General features: G+C 64.0%; 15 protein-coding genes. 4 read left to right on the top strand and 11 right to left on the bottom strand.

The features are described from left to right. Nucleotides 1–43: 43 nt before the first annotated feature. Nucleotides 44–727 carry a Crp/Fnr family transcriptional regulator gene (locus BLO50_RS14865; RefSeq protein ID WP_090254270.1) on the bottom strand — a complete coding sequence of 228 codons (684 nt, stop codon included), beginning with the start codon at nucleotides 725–727 and terminating at the stop codon, nucleotides 44–46. Between the two features lie 92 nt (nucleotides 728–819). Here BLO50_RS14865 and BLO50_RS14860 point away from each other — a divergent pair, with 92 nt between their 5' ends. After that, nucleotides 820–1,344, top strand: coding sequence for an Mpo1 family 2-hydroxy fatty acid dioxygenase (locus BLO50_RS14860; protein ID WP_090254268.1), 525 nt, complete (start codon nucleotides 820–822; stop codon nucleotides 1,342–1,344). A 195-nt stretch (nucleotides 1,345–1,539) separates the two neighbouring features. Here BLO50_RS14860 and BLO50_RS14855 read toward each other — a convergent pair whose 3' ends face one another. Continuing rightward, nucleotides 1,540–2,283, bottom strand: coding sequence for a hypothetical protein (locus BLO50_RS14855; RefSeq protein ID WP_090254266.1), 744 nt, complete (start codon nucleotides 2,281–2,283; stop codon nucleotides 1,540–1,542). A gap of 102 nt (nucleotides 2,284–2,385) precedes the next feature. Further along, the gene (locus BLO50_RS14850; protein ID WP_090254264.1) at nucleotides 2,386–3,198 is read right to left on the bottom strand and encodes a helix-turn-helix domain-containing protein; all 813 of its coding nucleotides are present in this window, start codon (nucleotides 3,196–3,198) and stop codon (nucleotides 2,386–2,388) included. A 125-nt stretch (nucleotides 3,199–3,323) separates the two neighbouring features. Between BLO50_RS14850 and BLO50_RS14845 the strand changes: the two genes are divergently transcribed. Continuing rightward, nucleotides 3,324–3,755, top strand: coding sequence for a hypothetical protein (locus BLO50_RS14845; protein WP_090254260.1), 432 nt, complete (start codon nucleotides 3,324–3,326; stop codon nucleotides 3,753–3,755). On the opposite strand, the gene modC is transcribed toward BLO50_RS14845, so the two are convergent. From modC to nirB, 5 genes are all read right to left on the bottom strand, one after another. Then, entirely contained in the window at nucleotides 3,738–4,880 is a 1,143-nt protein-coding gene (gene modC / locus BLO50_RS14840) for a molybdenum ABC transporter ATP-binding protein (RefSeq protein WP_090254258.1), read from the bottom strand. The genes BLO50_RS14845 and modC overlap by 18 nt on opposite strands. Next, a complete protein-coding gene (gene modB, locus BLO50_RS14835) occupies nucleotides 4,877–5,569 on the bottom strand; it encodes a molybdate ABC transporter permease subunit (protein WP_090254255.1) in 693 nt (230 codons plus the stop codon). Before modB ends, modC begins: the two co-directional genes overlap by 4 nt. A 12-nt stretch (nucleotides 5,570–5,581) precedes the next feature. Continuing rightward, nucleotides 5,582–6,340 carry a molybdate ABC transporter substrate-binding protein gene (gene modA, locus BLO50_RS14830; protein WP_090254253.1) on the bottom strand — a complete coding sequence of 253 codons (759 nt, stop codon included), beginning with the start codon at nucleotides 6,338–6,340 and terminating at the stop codon, nucleotides 5,582–5,584. 158 nt (nucleotides 6,341–6,498) lie between these two features. After that, nucleotides 6,499–6,876, bottom strand: a complete 378-nt coding sequence (nirD, locus tag BLO50_RS14825) for a nitrite reductase small subunit NirD (protein WP_090254251.1) — start codon at nucleotides 6,874–6,876, stop codon at nucleotides 6,499–6,501. Continuing rightward, a complete protein-coding gene (gene nirB, locus BLO50_RS14820) occupies nucleotides 6,876–9,434 on the bottom strand; it encodes a nitrite reductase large subunit NirB (RefSeq protein ID WP_090254249.1) in 2,559 nt (852 codons plus the stop codon). Before nirB ends, nirD begins: the two co-directional genes overlap by 1 nt. On the opposite strand from nirB, the gene BLO50_RS14815 reads away from it, so the two are divergent. Further along, a complete protein-coding gene (locus tag BLO50_RS14815) occupies nucleotides 9,424–9,882 on the top strand; it encodes a hypothetical protein (protein WP_090254247.1) in 459 nt (152 codons plus the stop codon). The two genes, nirB and BLO50_RS14815, sit on opposite strands and share 11 nt — an antisense overlap. 97 nt (nucleotides 9,883–9,979) lie before the next feature. Continuing rightward, complete coding sequence (locus BLO50_RS14810) at nucleotides 9,980–14,050, top strand: bifunctional nitrate reductase/sulfite reductase flavoprotein subunit alpha (RefSeq protein ID WP_090254245.1); 4,071 nt, start codon at nucleotides 9,980–9,982, stop codon at nucleotides 14,048–14,050. A 4-nt stretch (nucleotides 14,051–14,054) separates the two neighbouring features. On the opposite strand, the gene BLO50_RS14805 is transcribed toward BLO50_RS14810, so the two are convergent. The 3 genes from BLO50_RS14805 to hemF are packed head-to-tail and all read right to left on the bottom strand — an operon-like array spanning nucleotide 14,055 to nucleotide 16,432. Next, entirely contained in the window at nucleotides 14,055–14,681 is a 627-nt protein-coding gene (locus tag BLO50_RS14805) for a class I SAM-dependent methyltransferase (protein ID WP_090254243.1), read from the bottom strand. A 6-nt stretch (nucleotides 14,682–14,687) separates the two neighbouring features. Then, nucleotides 14,688–15,512 carry a shikimate dehydrogenase gene (gene aroE, locus BLO50_RS14800; RefSeq protein WP_090254242.1) on the bottom strand — a complete coding sequence of 275 codons (825 nt, stop codon included), beginning with the start codon at nucleotides 15,510–15,512 and terminating at the stop codon, nucleotides 14,688–14,690. Next, nucleotides 15,512–16,432 (bottom strand): oxygen-dependent coproporphyrinogen oxidase, encoded by a 921-nt coding sequence (gene hemF / locus BLO50_RS14795; protein ID WP_090255153.1) that lies wholly within the window; start codon nucleotides 16,430–16,432, stop codon nucleotides 15,512–15,514. Before hemF ends, aroE begins: the two co-directional genes overlap by 1 nt. Nucleotides 16,433–16,496 lie beyond the last annotated feature (64 nt).

Raw genomic sequence — 16,496 nt, 5'->3', positions numbered from 1 at the left:
GAGCGCCATTCTGCGCCAGAGGTTCAGTCTTTGCAGCCGCTGCCTACTGCGCCGCCTGACGTAAGCGCGGCAGATCGAGGAGTTCGATCTCGCCATAGGTCAGGCGCAGAATGCCCTGGGCCTCCAACTCCTTGAGTATCTGGTTGGTGGTCTGCCGGGAAATCGCCAGCATCAGCGCCAGTTGCTCCTGCGGCAGGTGCAGCACCCGGCGCGGCTCGCCTTCGCCGTAGTTCTCGGCAATCAGCAGCAGGCGCCGGGCCAGACGTGGGGCGGCGGGCAGCAGGCTCATTTCTTCCAGGGCGATAAACGCCAGGCGCAGTTTATGGCTCATCAGCAGGGCGAAATCACGCCAGTACTGCGGTTGCTGTTCGAGCAGCGCCAGCAACCGCGCTTGCGGCACCAGCAGCAAGGTGGCGGGGCCTTCGGCAAAGGCATCATGGGTGCGCGGTTGGCCGTCAAACAGGGAAATCTCGCCAAACCAGTAGGGTGGCTCCACCAAGGTGAGCAACGCTTCCTTGCCGGTGGCACTGACCGCGCCAATGCGCATGCCGCCCTCGACCACCGCATACAGGCCACAGGGTTTGTCGCCCCGACGAAACAGCACCTGACCGGGCGCCAGTTGCTGCACCTGAGCAGCCGCCAGCAGCGCCTCTTGCAGGGCAACGGGCAGGGCACTGAACCAGTGGCCTTGGCGCAGACGAGCCTGATAGCGGTGCTCGCTGTTCATCGACGGTTCCAAGCGGTTTGTCGGCTAGCTGACAGAGCGCTGCGTGGGCGTGGGTTCATGCTGGCCACCTGTCTTGCATGAGGAAAATAATAATGAAAACCCTGGTTGATCATCTGGCTCAATACGCGGCCTATCACCGCGACCAACGCAATATTCTCAGCCACTTTATCGGTATTCCACTGATCGTTGTGGCGGTTACCGTGTTGTTGTCACGCCCTGGCTTCGAACTGCTCGGCCTGTGGCTGTCCCCCGCGCTGCTGGTGGCCTTGGCGGCAGGGGTGTTCTACCTGCGCCTGGACCTGCGCTTCGGCCTGCTGATGGCGCTGCTGTTGCTGCTCAGCCTGTGGGCAGCGGCGGGCCTGGCCGTGCAATCAACGGCGGTGTGGCTGAGCAGCGGCATCGGCCTGTTTGTGATCGGCTGGATTATTCAGTTTGTCGGCCATTACTACGAAGGGCGCAAACCGGCGTTTGTCGATGACGTGATGGGCCTGGTGATCGGCCCCCTGTTCGTCGCCGCCGAAGCGGCCTTCCTGCTGGGCCTGCGCAAAGAGGTCGAACAGGCCATCGTCGAGCGAGCCGGCCCGACCTGTATTAGCGAGAAGAAAGCCACTGCTTGAAACTGCTAGGCCGCCATCGGCGGCCTGCTAGAACCGATCCGGATCTCGCGAGCTAGAGCGAGACAAGGCGCTACGTTAGTAACAGCCTTCGGCAGGTCAAAATGGCCGAGGGCGCGGAGTTTACGACTCCAAATGAGCTGCCCGAGGCCATTTTTAACGCAGTATCGCCGACGCGCAGCAGATCCATGACAGACCTCAGTACATCGCCATCCATTGCGTGGTCAGTGAACGGGTATGGCGATACACGGTGATCGGTGCAAATGGCCGACCCGAGGCGCTCTGCAGGGCGCTGCTCTGGCTGTTGAGGTCGACCAGCGCGGCCTTGAGGTAATCCCAGCGGGTTTTCAGCTTGCCCACCTGCGGGTCGGCTTTGCCATCCAGTGCCGCCAGCTGCGCATCCACTGACGGCACGATCTTGCGTTCATCCTGGCCGAGGTAGGTGTCGGGCTGCTCGCGGGCGGTTTCGAAATTGCCGAAGTAGGCGCGGCTGAGGTACTGCACCGAGAGGTATTCGAGCTTGGCGGACAGTTCGCTATCAGCCGGGCCGGCCAGCTTGCGGGTTTCCTCAAGCACGCCGAGCAGGGCTTTGCTGAGGTCCTCGGGGTAGCGCCAGGGCATGTCATCTTCACTCGGGCCAAAGGCCACGCCACGGTGAATCTGCACCACCAGTTCCTGATGGGCACTGCGCAGGGCATCGCTGCTTTGCGGCAGGCTCTGCACGGCGGCGGCCAGGGCCTGTAGATCAGTTTCCAGGGCGTCCTGGTGTTTCTTTTGGAAACCCTCACCGCGTAACAGCATCAAGCTGCTGGTAACCCGGCTGGCCTGCACTTGAACCTGTTCCTGGGGGGTAACGGCCTGGGCAAAGGTCAGCGGCGAGAGGCCGGCCAACAACCCGATAACCGCGAGCAATAGCGAGCGAGACAGCGTTATAGAACGCATACGTGGTGTGCTCCTTATTATTTTTGTGAGCAGTGCTGAACGAGGTCAGCTTATACAATCGCGCGCAACAGGGTACTGCACTGAATACGGGATAAAAGCAGCCTAAAGAGTGATTTCGTCGGAAAGATGCGTCGATTCGGCCAAGTCACGCAGGTACTGCGCGCTGAAGGCATCGGCCGGAAAGAAGGTTTCCAGCGCCAGTTCCGCCAGGGTGATGTCATTGGCGGTGCCAAACACCGTGGTGGTGCCGATCAGGCTGATCACGCCCTGCTCGCTGGCAAACTGCAACGGCATCAGCACTGTGTCGCTGTCGAATTGCGCGGGCGCCGCCGGCCCTGGATAGGCGTTCAGCTCATCCCACAGCGCGTGCAACTGAGCATCGCCGCTGGCCTGAAAATCGCGCTGCAGCCGCGCCAACAGGTAGGCGCGCCAGGCGCCCAGGTTGACGATACGCGGTGCCAGCCCTTGCGGGTGCAGGCTCAGGCGCATGACGTTGATCGGCGGCGTCAGCAGCTCAGGCGCAATGCCCTGCAGAAAGGGCGCGAGGGCACTGTTGGCCGCCAGCAGGTTCCAGTGACGGTCGATGGTCAGTGCCGGGTAGGGCTCGTGGGCCTTGAGCAGCAGGTCGATGGCGCTGCGCGCGGCCGCCATGGCTGGCTCGGACAGCGCATGCTGAGTAAACAGCGGTGCATAGCCAGCGGCGCTGAGCAGACGATTGCGTTCGCGCAGCGGAATCTCCAGCTGCTCGGCGAGCAACAGCAGCATCTCGCGGCTGGGCTGGGCGCGCCCGGTTTCAACAAAGCTCAGGTGGCGGGTGGAAATATCGGCCTCACAAGCGAGGTCGAGCTGACTCAGACGACGATGCTGGCGCCACTGGCGCAGCAGGGCCCCGACGGGCTGGATTTGGCTGTTCATGGGCATCGACGATAGACCAGCAAGGTCATTGCAGCCATTACCTGCGAGGTAATCGACGCGGCGCGTGGATCGGCGAAATCTAAGAGCAAGCCGCCATTTCGACGGTTCTTTATGGAGACTTCGCCATGACCACCTTGCAACCTTCGCTGTTACTGCGCCGTGCCCTGCTCGCCGATGGCCTGGTGGGCGTGATCACCACGGCGCAACTCCTGCTGCTGGCTGACTGGCTCAGCAGTCTGTTGGCCCTGCCGGGTGCATTCCTCTTCGGCGTTGGCGTGGTGCTGATTCCGCTGGTGGCCTTTCTGCTCTGGCTATCGCGCCGTGAAAGCATGGCGCGGGCAGCGGTCTACACGGTGATCGGCCTGAATGCGCTATGGGTGGTGCTCAGCCTGCTGGTGCTGCTCAGCGGCTGGTTCACACCGAACGCGCTGGGCTACGCCTTCGTGATCGTCCAGGCTGTTGTGGTAGTGGTGTTTATCGAGTTGGAGTGGCTGGGGCTGAAGCGCTCGCAGGTCATCCCCGGCGCGTTTGCCCAGACATCAGTGAGTGCTCAGTAACGACACCGACTTGACCTGCGCCCACAGCAACTGCTCGCGCTGGATCTGCAGGCGGTCGAAGGAGTAACGGGTGATGCGGGCAATCAGTTGCTCGCCGCCCACCTGCACACGCACCAGCACATGGGCTTGTTCGGCGACGTTGATCCAGTCCACTACTCGCGCTGGCAACAGGTTGAGCACGCTGCTGTCCTCGGCCTGTTGCAGGCTCAGACTGACATCCCGCGCCTTGACCTTGATCCGCACCGACTGACCCAACGGCAGCGGCCCGTGGGGCAAGCGCAAGTTGATCTGGCTATCCGGCAATTGCAGGGAGAGCAGCCCGTAAGCCTGGTCATGGGCGGTAACTACGCCGTCGACCACCGCCTCGGCATCGTCCTCGAAGACAAACGGCAGGTCGGCGCGCAGCAGGGTTTCCTTGAGTGGACCGCTGGCGCTGACCTTACCGTCCTCCAGTAGCACCAGATGATCGGCCAGACGCGCCACTTCATCCGGCGAGTGGCTGACGTAGACAATCGGAATTTCCAGCTCCTGATGCAGGCGCTCCAGATAGGGCAACACCTCCTGCTTGCGTTTGAGGTCGAGGGACGCCAACGGCTCGTCCAGCAGCAACAGGCGTGGGCTGGTCAGCAGGGCGCGGGCAATGCCTACGCGCTGCTGTTCGCCGCCAGACAGCTTGCCTGGCAAGCGCTCCAGCAGATGCTCTATACCGAGCAATTCCACCGCCTGCTCCAGGGCAATCCGCCGCTGGGCTGCGGGAATGCGCTTCAAGCCGTACTGCAGATTGCGCCGCACGGTAAGGTGGGCAAACAGGTTGGCATCCTGAAACACGTAACCCACGGCACGTTGATGTGCCGGCACGAAGACGCCCTGGGCGCTGTCCTGCCACAGCTCGCCGTTGACCTGCAGGTAGCCTGCGCTCGGCTGATCCAGCCCGGCAAAACAGCGCAGGCAGCTGGTCTTGCCCGAGCCAGAATGGCCGAACAGCGCGCTGACGCCGCGACCGGGCAGGTTCAGCTCAACATCCAGGGTGAAACCGGCATGCTCCACCTTGAAACGCGCCTGGATTTCACCCGCCCCGGCGACTGTACGAATCGCCGGATTGCGCCGCGCCAAAGGCCAGATCATTGCCACACCCGCGTACTGCTGCGCCCGCTGCTTCGACCAGAGTAGAGCGCCAGCAGCACGATAAAGGAGAACAGCACCATACCGCCGGCCAGCCAATGGGCTTGGGCGTACTGCATGGTTTCCACGTGGTTGTAGATCTGCACGGAGGCCACCTGGGTCTTACCGGGGATATTGCCGCCAATCATCAGCACCACGCCGAACTCGCCCACGGTATGGGCAAAACCAAGAATCGCTGCGGTGACAAACCCCGGCTTGGCCAGCGGCAACACCACCGTGAAGAACGCATCCCAAGGCCCGGCGCGCAGCGTCGCCGCCGCCTCCAGCGGGGCACGACCAATCGCCTCGAAGGCGTTCTGCAGTGGCTGCACGACAAAGGGCAGGGAATAGAACACCGAACCGATCACCAGCCCAGCAAAGGTAAACGTCAGGGTGCCAAGGCCGAGGCTCTGGGTCAGCTGACCGATAACGCCATGCGGCCCCATGCTCACCAGCAGGTAGAAGCCAATCACCGTTGGCGGCAGCACCAGCGGCAGGGCGACGATGGCACCAATCGGCTGCTTCCAGCGCGAATCAGTGCGCGCCAGCCACCAGGCAATCGGCGTCCCGATCAGCAGCAGCAACAGGGTAGTCAGCGATGCCAGCTCGAACGTCAGCAGGACCGCTGCGAAATCGGCTTTAGTCAGTGGCATCGCAACGCTCCTCTAACGCGTGTAGCCGTAGGACGTGATGATTGCGGCCACTTTTTCGCTTTTCAAATACTCGACCAAGGCCATAGCGGCTGGATTGTGCTCACCCTTTTTGAGGATCAGCGCGTCCTGACGAATTGGAGTATGCAATTCAGCAGGCACCTTCCAGGCCGAGCCGCTGGTGAGCAGACCGTCCTTGTACACCTGCGACAGCGCGACAAAGCCCAGTTCGGCATTGCCACTGGCAACAAACTGAACGGTCTGGGCAATGCTCTGCCCTTCGACCAGCTTGGGCGCCACGGCCTGGCTCAGCCCCAGCTTGGCTAGCACCTGGGCGGCAGCCAGGCCATAAGGAGCGGTTTTCGGGTTGGCAATGGCCAGGTGCTGAAACTTATTGGCCTTGAGCACGGCGCCGCGCTCGTCGACATAGCCGACCTGCGCCGACCACAGCGCCAGGGCGCCAATGGCATAGGTAAAACGTGAGCCGGCAACCGCCTCACCTTCGCTTTCCAACTTGGCCGGGGTTAGCTCATCGGCAGCGAGGAATACTTCGAAGGGTGCACCGTTCTTGATCTGCGCGTAGAGCTGTCCGGTAGCGCCGTAAGCCGTCACCAGCCGATGCCCTGTGGCCTCCTCGAAGCCGCGGGCGATGGCCGGAATGGGTGCGCTGAAGTTGGCAGCCACTGCCAACTGAACATCCCCGGCCTGGGTAACGGCGATGCAGCTCAGGCTGATGCAGAGCGTAAACAGGGCCTGGCTAAGTCGGCGGTGCATGCACGGGGTTCCTTCGCTTATTAATTACCGGCAGTGCAGGTTTTGCCGTGCCGCAGCATGGCCATCCTATACGGACGGCCATTGAACGACAAAGCCCGCGAGCAACACCGGGCAAGGGTGCTGTTCGCGGGCTGGTCGATGTTTACTGAACGTTGGCTTTAGCTCAGACCAATTTCCACCCGGTCGCCCTGCAAGCGCACCGGCCAGGTACGCAGTTGCTGCTCGGGGTATTCCAGGCAGCTGCCGTCTTCCAGGCGGTAGTGCTGTTTGTACAGTGGCGCGGCGATCACCAGGTCGCCGGCCAGGCTGCCGACAATGCCGCGTCCAATCACGTTGGCACCGGACTTCGGGTCGCGGTTATCGACGGCATACAGCTGTTTGCCGCGGGTCTCGTCAGGCAGATAGAACAGCGCCACCTGGGCGCCATCGACCCAGGCGACCACGCCGGAGTTGGCAACCAGATCGGCTCGGCTGCACAGGGCGCGCCATTGCACGCTGGTTTGTTCGACTGTTGCGGTTGCGCTGGACTGGCTCATCAGACCACCTCCTCGAATAGCGGAATAAGGGCAAGCTCGTCAGCGCGCACCGGGCGGCGCTGGCCACGTTCTTCGACAAACTGGATGTCCGGATCGCCGCCTTGCTGGTTGACGAAGGTGCGGAAGCGTTTGAGCTTCTCCGGGTCCTTCAGGGTGTTGGCCCATTCGCACTCGTAGCGGTCGATCACCAGCTGCATCTGCGCTTCCAGCTCGGCGGCGAGATTGAGGCTGTCGTGAATGATCACTTCCTTGAGGTAATCCAGGCCGCCGTCTAGCGACTCGCGCCACACCGAAGTGCGTTGCAGGCGGTCGGCGGTGCGCACGTAGAACATCAGGAAGCGGTCGATGTAGCGGATCAGGGTTTCGTCATCCAGATCGGTGGCGAACAGCTCGGCGTGGCGTGGACGCATGCCGCCGTTGCCGGCCACGTAGAGGTTCCAGCCGTTCTCGGTGGCGATCACGCCCACATCCTTGCTCTGCGCCTCGGCACATTCGCGGGTGCAGCCGGAGACGGCGAACTTGATCTTGTGCGGCGAGCGCAGGCCCTTGTAGCGATCCTCCAGCAGCAGCGCCATGCCGACGCTGTCCTGCACGCCGTAGCGGCACCAGGTGCTGCCGACGCAGCTCTTCACCGTGCGCAGCGACTTGCCGTAGGCGTGGCCGGTCTCGAAGCCGGCGGCGATCAGCTCGGCCCAGATATCTGGCAGTTCATGCAGCTGCGCGCCGAACAGGTCGATGCGCTGGCCGCCGGTGATCTTGGTGTAGAGGTCGTACTTCTTCGCCACCGCGCCGATGGCCAGCAGGCCGTCCGGGGTGATTTCGCCACCGGGAATACGCGGTACCACCGAGTAGGTGCCGTTCTTCTGCATGTTGGCCATGAAGGTGTCGTTGGTGTCCTGCAGCGGCACCAGCGCCGGGTCGGTGATCGAGCGGTTCCAGCAGGAGGCGAGGATCGAGCCCACCGCCGGCTTGCAGATGTCGCAGCCGACATGACCACGGCCGTGCTTGGCCAGCAGCGCCTCGAAGCTCTCGATGCCTTCCACGCGAACGATGCCGTACAGCTCCTGGCGGGTGTAGGCGAAGTGTTCACACAGGCTCTTATCCACCACCACGCCGCGGGCAGTCAGCTCGTGCTCGAACACCTGCTTGAGCAGCGCCGAGCAGCCGCCGCAGCCGGTAGCGGCGCGGGTAGCAGACTTGAGCCCGGCCAGGTCGCCGCAGCCGCCGTCGATGGCAGCGCAGATCGCGCCCTTGCTGACGTTGTGACAGGAGCAGATGGTCGCGGTGTCCGGCAGGGCATCGGCACCCAGCGCCGGGGCGCCTTCGCCTTGCGGCAGGATCAGGCAGGACGGATCGGCCGGCAGCTTGATGCCGTTCTGCACGTACTGCAGCAGGGTGTCGTAGTAGCTGTTGTCGCCCACCAGCACGGCACCGATGGCCTGTTTGCCATCGGCGGAGACCACCAGGCGGCGGTAGCTGGAAGTGGCTTCATCGATAAAGCGGTAGCTGCGCGAACCAGCGGTGGCGCCGTGGGCATCACCGATGGAGCCGACGTCGACGCCGAGCAGCTTGAGCTTGGTCGACATGTCCGCGCCCATGAACGGCTCGCTGTCCTCGCCGCATAGCTGGGTGGCGACGCTGCGGGCCATCTGGTAGCCCGGTGCGACCAGGCCGAAGATGCCGCCGTTCCACGCCGCGCACTCACCGATTGCGTAGATCGCCGGGTCGCTGGTGCGGCACTGGCTGTCGATGGCCACGCCGCCGCGCGGGCCGAGTTCCAGGCCGCACTGTTTGGCAATAGCGTCCTGCGGGCGGATGCCGGCGGAGAATACGATCAGGTCGGTTTCCAGGAACTCCTCGCCAGCAAAGTTCATCCGGTAGCGGTACTCGCTGCCCGGGGTGACCGACTGGGTGCCGCGCGACAGGTGCACGCTGACGCCCAGGGCTTCGATCTGCGCCTTCAGCGCCAGGCCGCCGTGATCATCCAGCTGCACTGGCATCAGGCGCGGGGCGAATTCCACCACATGGGCTTCCAGGCCCAGGGACTTCAGCGCGTTGGCCGCTTCCAGGCCGAGCAGGCCACCACCGACCACCACACCACGGCGCGCGCTCTTGGCGGCGGCCTGAATGGTGTCGAGATCGGCCAAGGTGCGGTAGACCAGGCGCGAATCGCCTTCGGCGCCTTCAATCGGCGGCACGAACGGGTAGGAGCCGCTGGCCAGCACCAGCTGGTCGTAGGGGAAGCTGCCTTCGGCAGTGATCACTTCGCGGCGTTCGCGGTCGATCTCCAGCACCGGCACGCCCAGGTGCAGGGTCACGCCCGGCGTCTGGTACAACTCGGCACCGCTGAGGGCCAGGGATTCGGCATCGCGGCCGGTGAAATACTCGGAGAGGTGCACGCGGTCATAGGCGCGCAGCGGCTCTTCGCTGAACACATGCACGCGGTACTGCGCCAGCGCGCCACGCTCGATCAGTTGCTCGACGCAATGATGGCCGACCATGCCGTTGCCGATGATGATCAGCCGTTGCTGGTCTGTGGAGGTATCTGTGCTGTTCATGGCGTTTCCCGGCCGAAGCTCATCAGGTTTTTCTGCGGCAATAAAAAAAGCGCCTGAAACCTTGCGGTTTCAGGCGCCTTTGCCTGTTCTGTGCGGTGCCTGCGAGTGGCACCTGATTACCCATTGCCTGTTCAGGCTGGCGATCGCCATTGATCGAATGGGCGGCCCGGATATGGCGGGCTCGCTGGGGCTCATGCAGCGCCTGTGCCAGTTTCCCGGCAGCGGCCTGTGGCCCGCATTGCAGCAGGCTGCAGGCGCAGTTGCAGGCTCACCTGCCCGACGCGATACAGACCCAAAAAGAGGCGAGCAGAGCAGCCTGCGCCCCATTATGAGTCGCGCAAAAACCGGCCAGCGGCCCAGCACACACCTCGCCAGGCCTTGCTACGCGGGCATTCAAGCCGCCCTGGCGAACCCTGGCGCGTGCCTTGCTATAGACCAACCCAGGTAATCAACGCTGATTGCCCATCCACGACAAAGACGCCGTGCCACTCCCGTTTCGACGGAGGGTTGCATGGCGTTTTGCGTTTCAGGTGCAGGAGAGGGGTGTGGCGAACAAAACCGTGCGAAGTGTCTGTCCCTATTGCGGCGTCGGCTGCGGCATCGTCATGCAGGTGGAAAACGGCAAGATCGCCAAGGTCAGCGGTGACCAACAGCATCCGAGCAACTTCGGCCGCCTGTGCACCAAGGGCAGCACCTGCGCCCAGCCGCTGAACGAATCCGGCCGCATGCAGCACGCCTACCTGCGCAGCGAACGTAACCGCGACCCAGGGCAAATCGCCATGGATGCCGCGATCAACGCCGCCGCCGCCCGCCTGCGCGCAATTCTCGACGAACACGGCCCGGACGCCATCGCCCTGTATGTCTCCGGGCAGATGTCGCTGGAGGCGCAGTACCTGGCCAACAAGCTGGTCAAGGGTTACCTGGGCAGCAACCAGATCGAATCCAACTCGCGCCTGTGCATGGCCAGCGCCGGCAGCGGCTACAAGCTGTCGCTGGGTGCCGACGGCCCGCCCGGCTCGTACCAGGACTTCGACCGCGCGGATGTACTGCTGGTGATCGGCGCGAATATGGCGGACTGTCACCCGATCCTGTTTCTACGGCTGATGGCGCGGGTCAAGGCCGGCGCCAAGCTGATTGTCGTCGACCCCCGGCGCAACGCCACGGCGGACAAAGCCGACCTGTTTCTGCAGATCAAACCGGGCAGCGACCTGCTGCTGCTCAACGGATTGCTGCACCTGCTGCACAAGAACGGCCACACCGATCCGGCCTTTATTGCCGAGTTCACCGAAGGCTGGGAGGTCATGCCGGACTTCCTGGAGAGCTACACCCCCGAATACGTCGCCGCTCACACAGGGCTCAGCGAAGCAGCGATCCGCCAGGCCGCACGCTGGATCGGCGAAGCCGGCGAGTGGATGAGCTGCTGGACCATGGGCCTCAACCAGAGCACCCACGGCACCTGGAACACCAACGCCCTGTGCAACCTGCACCTGGCCACCGGCAAGATCTGCCGTCCCGGCAGCGGGCCGTTCTCTCTCACCGGCCAGCCCAACGCCATGGGCGGCCGCGAGATGGGCTATATGGGCCCCGGCCTGCCGGGCCAGCGCAGTGTGCTGGTGGATGAGGACCGCGCCTTTGTTGAGCAAATCTGGGGCGTGCCGGCCGGCACCCTGCACACCCGCCTGGGCGGCGGCAGCGTGACGCTGTTCGAGGACCTGGCGGCCGGCAAGGTCAAGGCCTGCTGGATCATCTGCACCAATCCGGTGGCGAGCATGGCCAACCGCAGCAAAGTGATCGAAGGGCTGAAGGCCGCCGAACTGGTGATCGCCCAGGACGCCTTCCTCGACACCGAAACCAATCGCTACGCCGACATCCTCCTGCCCGGCGCACTGTGGGCCGAAGCCGAAGGGGTGATGATCAACTCCGAGCGCAACCTGACCCTGATGCCGCAAGCCGTCGAGCCGCCCGGCGAGGCCATGGCCGATTGGCGCATCATCGCCAAGGTGGCCTGCGCCATGGGCTTTGCCGACGGCTTCAGCTACAGCTCGGCCGAGCAGGTGTTCGAGGAAATCAAACGCTTCCACAACCCAAAAACCGGTTATGACCTGCGCGGCGCCAGCTACCCACGCCTGCGCCAAACGCCGCTGCAATGGCCCTGCGCCAGCGAGGCGGGCGACGGGCGTATGCCGCTGCGCTACATCAACGACGGAATCAGCCAGCATCTGTACATTCGCGCAGACGGCAGCACGCCGCGCCTGGCGTTTGCCACGCCCAGCGGCAAGGCGCAGTTCTTCCCGCGCCCGCACCTCGACCCGGCGGAAATGCCCGATGCCGACTTCCCCTTCGTACTCAACACCGGGCGCCTGCAGCACCAGTGGCACACCCTGACCAAGACCGGCAAGGTCGCCACGCTGAACAAGCTCAACCCCGGCCCCTTTATCGAAGTGCACCCGCAGGACGCCGCCGCACTCGGCGTGCGCGACCGCGACCAGCTGGAAGTCCGCTCACGGCGTGGCCATGCCGTGCTGCCGGTGCAGATCAGCGACCGCGTGCTGCCCGGCGGCTGCTTTGCGCCGTTCCACTGGAACGATGTGTACGGCGACAACCTGGCGATCAACGCGGTGACCAGCGACGCCATCGACCCCATCTCGCAGCAGCCGGAATTCAAGTTCTGCGCCGTCAGCCTGCGGCGTATCGAGTTGATCGCCCATCAACGTCTCGATACGCCAGCCGCCGAGGCAGTCAACAGCACTCGCCTATCTCACCAGCCTGAGGAACTCACGATGTCGAGTATCGAAACCTTTGCGGCGCTGGTCGGCGTAGATTGCAGCGCGCCGCCGCCCCTCAGCGAAAGCGAGCGCAGCTATATGGCCGGCTATATCAGCGGCCTGCGCAGCAACCCCGGCGGCGGTGTGCCGAGCATGCCAAGCCAGGCGCCCCTGGCCGAACCGACCCGCCTGTGGCTCGACGGCATGCTCGCCGGAATATTCAGCCGCGTCGCGCCAGCGTCACTGGCAGCGAACCCTGCTGTGACCCTGCTATGGGCCTCGCAAACCGGTAATGCCGAGGCACTGGCCGAACGCCTGGCCGCGCACCTGAGCGAAGCCGGGGTTGCCGTGGCGCTCAGCTGCATGGCCGATTACCCGCCGCAGCAACTGGCCAGCGCCGGCTCGGTGCTGCTGCTCAGCAGCACCTTCGGCGACGGTGATGCGCCGGACAACGGCCAGGCCTTCTGGAGCGCACTGCAAACCAGCGAGATGCGCCTGGAAAATCTGCGTTATGCGGTACTGGCGCTGGGTGACCCCAACTACGAGCAGTTCTGCCAGCACGGCAAAAACCTCGACCGGCGTATGGCCGAACTCGGCGCCACGCCGCTGCGGCCCTGCCTGGATTGCGACAGCGACTTCGACGACGCAGCAGCGGCCTGGCTAAGCGAGTTACTGCCCTTGCTGCGCCCGGCCGCAACGCCGGCTCCCGCACACAGCACAGCCGCAACTGAGCCCGTCAGCACAGAGTTAGTCAGCAAGACCCAGCCGCTGCCTGCGCGTCTGGCACTGAATCTGCGCCTGAACGCAGCAGGCGCGAGCAAGGACACCCGCCAGTTTGCTTTCGCCCTGGGCGATTCCGGCCTGACCTACGAAGCCGGCGATGCCCTCGGCGTATGGCCGCGCAACTGCCCGGAGCTGGTCGAGGAAGTGCTCGAACTGGCGCGCCTGGGCGGCGAACAACGGGTCAACGTGGCCAAGGTCGGCGAGCTGCCGCTGCGCGAGGCGCTTAGCAGTCATTTTGAAATTGCCCGGCCAAGCAACGAAGCCCTCGCCCTGGTCGCCGAACGCAGCGCCAGCAACGAGCTGCGCAGCCTGCTTGGCGAGCGCAAGGCCGAGCTGAAGGACTGGCTGTGGGGCCGCCAACTGGCAGACGTGCTGCAGGCCTATCCAGCCGAGCATTCGGCTGGCGAACTGCTGGGCAGCCTCAAGCGTTTGCAACCGCGCCTGTATTCCATCTCATCAAGCCCCAAGGCGCATGCCGGCGAAGTGCACCTGACTGTGTCCGCCGTGCGCTACGGCAAGCGCAAGGGCGTGGCCTCAACCTTTCTCGCCGACCGTGCGGATAACGCCGAAGTACCGCTGTTTGTGCAGAGCAACAAATACTTCCGCGTGCCGCGCGATGGCGACGTGCCGATGATCATGATCGGTCCCGGCACCGGCGTGGCGCCGTTTCGCGGCTTCCTCCACGAACGCCGCGCGCGCGGCGATACCGGCAAGAACTGGCTGTTCTTCGGCGAGCAGCATGCGGCCAGCGACTTCTACTACCGCGACGAGCTGACGGCGATGCAGCAGGACGGTCTGCTGACCAACCTCAGCCTGGCCTTCTCCCGCGATCAGGCGCAAAAGATCTACGTGCAGGATCGTATTCGTGAACAGGGCGGCGAGCTGTGGCGTTGGCTGGAGGAGGGTGCGCAGCTATACGTCTGCGGCGACGCCAACCGCATGGCCAAGGATGTCGAACAGGCGCTACGGGATGTGGCGCGCGAGCACGGTGGTTTGAGCGAGGAAAAAGCCGCCGAACATATCCGCCGTCTGGCCGAACAGAAGCGTTATCTGCGCGACGTGTACTGAAGGCTCAACGTTTGCGCCAGACACTGGCCAGCCAGGGCTGCTGGTCACGCGGCAAACCCGCGGGGCGGTAGTAATGCTGCAGTTCGCTAAAGCCGGCGGCGTTAAGCAGTACGCGCCAGTTGGCCAGATCGTGATAGGCGCCGTAGCGCTCGCCATTCCAGCCTTCCTGGTTCTCACCACGGGGGTTGGAGCTGAACAGCACGCCGCCGGGTTTAAGGGTGGCATGCAGCTGCTTCAGCACCCGCGGCAGTTCCTGGCGGGGAATATGAAACAGCGAGGCGTTGGCGAACACCCCGTCGAAGCGCTCAGGCGGCAGATCGAGGGCGAGAAAGTCCTGCTGCCAGGCTTCGCAGCCACTGTCGGCGCGAGCCATTTCGACAAAGCGCGCGCAGCCATCCAAACCGACGGCGATGTGGCCCATGGCACTAAAGGTGCGCAGATCGCGCCCCGGCCCGCAGCCGAAATCTAGAATCTGGTAGGGCGCAGTGGCCTGGATATGCGCGAGCAGGGCGGCGATATTCTGGCTGACATCGTGATCGCGGGTGCCCTCGCGAAAGTCTTCGGCGCAGTCCTGATAATGGCGCAGGGTCAGCGCGCTGATCTGCGCCAGTTCAGTCGGGCTCAGCGACATAAGCGCTTAACCCTCGGCCAGCAGGCGGCGCAGTTCGGCCAACACCGGGGCGCTGGCTGGACGCACATCGCGCCACAGGGCAAAGGCTTCAGCGGCTTGCTCGACCAGCATGCCCAGGCCATCCAGAGTGCGCGCTGCGCCGTGCTCGGTGGCCCAGCGGTTAAAGGCGGTCAATTCCTTGCTGTACATCATGTCGTAGCACAGGGTATGGCCGGGCTGGATCAGGCTTGGGGCAATCGGCGGCAACTCGCCGGCCAGGCTGGCCGAGGTGCCGTTGATGATCAGGTCCACTGGCGCATCAATCCAGTCATAACCGCTGGCAACCACTGGGCCCAAATCGGCAAATTCGCGGGCCAGCTGCTCGGCCTTTTCCACCGTGCGGTTGGCAATCACCAGCGCCGCCGGCTGCTCGGCCAACAATGGCTCCAGCACCCCGCGCACCGCACCACCAGCGCCGAGCAGAAGAATGCGTTTGCCCTTGAGGTTTACCACGGCATTCACCGTCAGATCACGCACCAGGCCGGCGCCGTCGGTGTTGTCGCCAAGCAGGCTACCGTCGGCAAGCTTCTTTAGGGTATTGACCGCGCCAGCGCGTTGAGCACGGGCGCTGAGCTGATCGGTGAGAGCAAACGCCTGCTCCTTAAACGGCACCGTGACATTGGCACCCAAACCATCGGCAAAGAACGCGCGGGCAAATCCGGGGAAGTCGTCCAGCGGCGCGAGCAGGGCTTCATAACTCAGCTGCTCGCCAGTCTGCTGAGCAAACAGGCGATGAATCAGCGGCGACTTGCTGTGGCCAATGGGGTTGCCGAATACGCCGTAGCGGTCCATCAGCGGCCCGCCTCATTCAGCCAGTCACGATCTGTCAGGAAATACTCTGTCAGGCGCGCCTCTTCACTGCCCGGCTCTGGCTTCCAGTCGTAGCCCCAGCGTACGTGCGGCGGCAGCGACATCAGGATCGACTCGGTACGCCCGCCGGACTGCAGGCCGAACAGCGTGCCGCGGTCGAACACAAGGTTGAACTCGACATAGCGGCCACGGCGGAAGGCCTGGAATTCACGCTCGCGCTCGCCATAGGGGGTCAGCTTGCGGCGCTGCACAATGGGCAGATAGGCCGCGATATAGGCATCGCCGATGGCGCGCATAAAGGCGAAGCTGGTGTCGAAGTCCCACTGATTGAGGTCATCGAAGAACAGCCCGCCAATGCCGCGCGGCTCGCCACGATGCTTGAGGTGGAAGTAGCGATCACACCACTCCTTGAACTTCGGATAGACCTCGGCACCGAAGGGCGCACAGGCGTCATGGGCGACTTGGTGCCAGTGCCGGCAGTCTTCTTCATTGCCGTAGTAAGGCGTCAGGTCGAAGCCGCCGCCAAACCACCAGACCGGCTCTTCACCTTCTTTCTCGGCGCTGAAGAAGCGCACGTTGGCGTGGGAGGTCGGCACATAGGGGTTTTCCGGGTGGATCACCAGTGACACGCCAAGGGCCTCGAAGCCACGCCCAGCCAGTTCCGGACGATGCGCGCTGGCCGAGGGAGGGAGGCTGTCGCCGAACACATGGGAGAAATTCACCCCGCCCTTTTCGATCAGCGCGCCGTTCTCCATCACCCGCGTGCGCCCGCCACCGCCGGCTGGCCGCTGCCAGGCATCTTCGAAGAATTCGGCACCGCCATCTTCGGCTTGCAGGGCAGTGCAGATACGGTCTTGCAGATCCAGCAGGTAGGCTTTGACGGCCTCAGTACGGTCACTCACGGCGGCACCTTGAAAACGGGTAAGGCCAGGCGGCACGTGGCCGCGGGGAAAATGGGCGGCCAGC

The organism is Pseudomonas peli, assembly GCF_900099645.1.
Lineage (GTDB): Bacteria > Pseudomonadota > Gammaproteobacteria > Pseudomonadales > Pseudomonadaceae > Aquipseudomonas > Aquipseudomonas peli.
Note: the sequence above shows the minus strand (reverse complement) of the source record. Positions and strands in the feature narration are given on the sequence as shown.

Coding starts and splice junctions, on each gene's coding strand:
- modA (WP_090254253.1), bottom strand. CDS start 6,340: ATGCACCGCCGACTTAGCCAGGCCCTGTTTACGCTCTGCATCAGCCTG.
- aroE (WP_090254242.1), bottom strand. CDS start 15,512: ATGGACCGCTACGGCGTATTCGGCAACCCCATTGGCCACAGCAAGTCG.
- BLO50_RS14865 (WP_090254270.1), bottom strand. CDS start 727: ATGAACAGCGAGCACCGCTATCAGGCTCGTCTGCGCCAAGGCCACTGG.
- nirD (WP_090254251.1), bottom strand. CDS start 6,876: ATGAGCCAGTCCAGCGCAACCGCAACAGTCGAACAAACCAGCGTGCAA.
- modC (WP_090254258.1), bottom strand. CDS start 4,880: ATGATCTGGCCTTTGGCGCGGCGCAATCCGGCGATTCGTACAGTCGCC.
- BLO50_RS14855 (WP_090254266.1), bottom strand. CDS start 2,283: ATGCGTTCTATAACGCTGTCTCGCTCGCTATTGCTCGCGGTTATCGGG.
- BLO50_RS14850 (WP_090254264.1), bottom strand. CDS start 3,198: ATGAACAGCCAAATCCAGCCCGTCGGGGCCCTGCTGCGCCAGTGGCGC.
- modB (WP_090254255.1), bottom strand. CDS start 5,569: ATGCCACTGACTAAAGCCGATTTCGCAGCGGTCCTGCTGACGTTCGAG.
- BLO50_RS14805 (WP_090254243.1), bottom strand. CDS start 14,681: ATGTCGCTGAGCCCGACTGAACTGGCGCAGATCAGCGCGCTGACCCTG.
- BLO50_RS14860 (WP_090254268.1), top strand. CDS start 820: ATGAAAACCCTGGTTGATCATCTGGCTCAATACGCGGCCTATCACCGC.
- BLO50_RS14845 (WP_090254260.1), top strand. CDS start 3,324: ATGACCACCTTGCAACCTTCGCTGTTACTGCGCCGTGCCCTGCTCGCC.
- nirB (WP_090254249.1), bottom strand. CDS start 9,434: ATGAACAGCACAGATACCTCCACAGACCAGCAACGGCTGATCATCATC.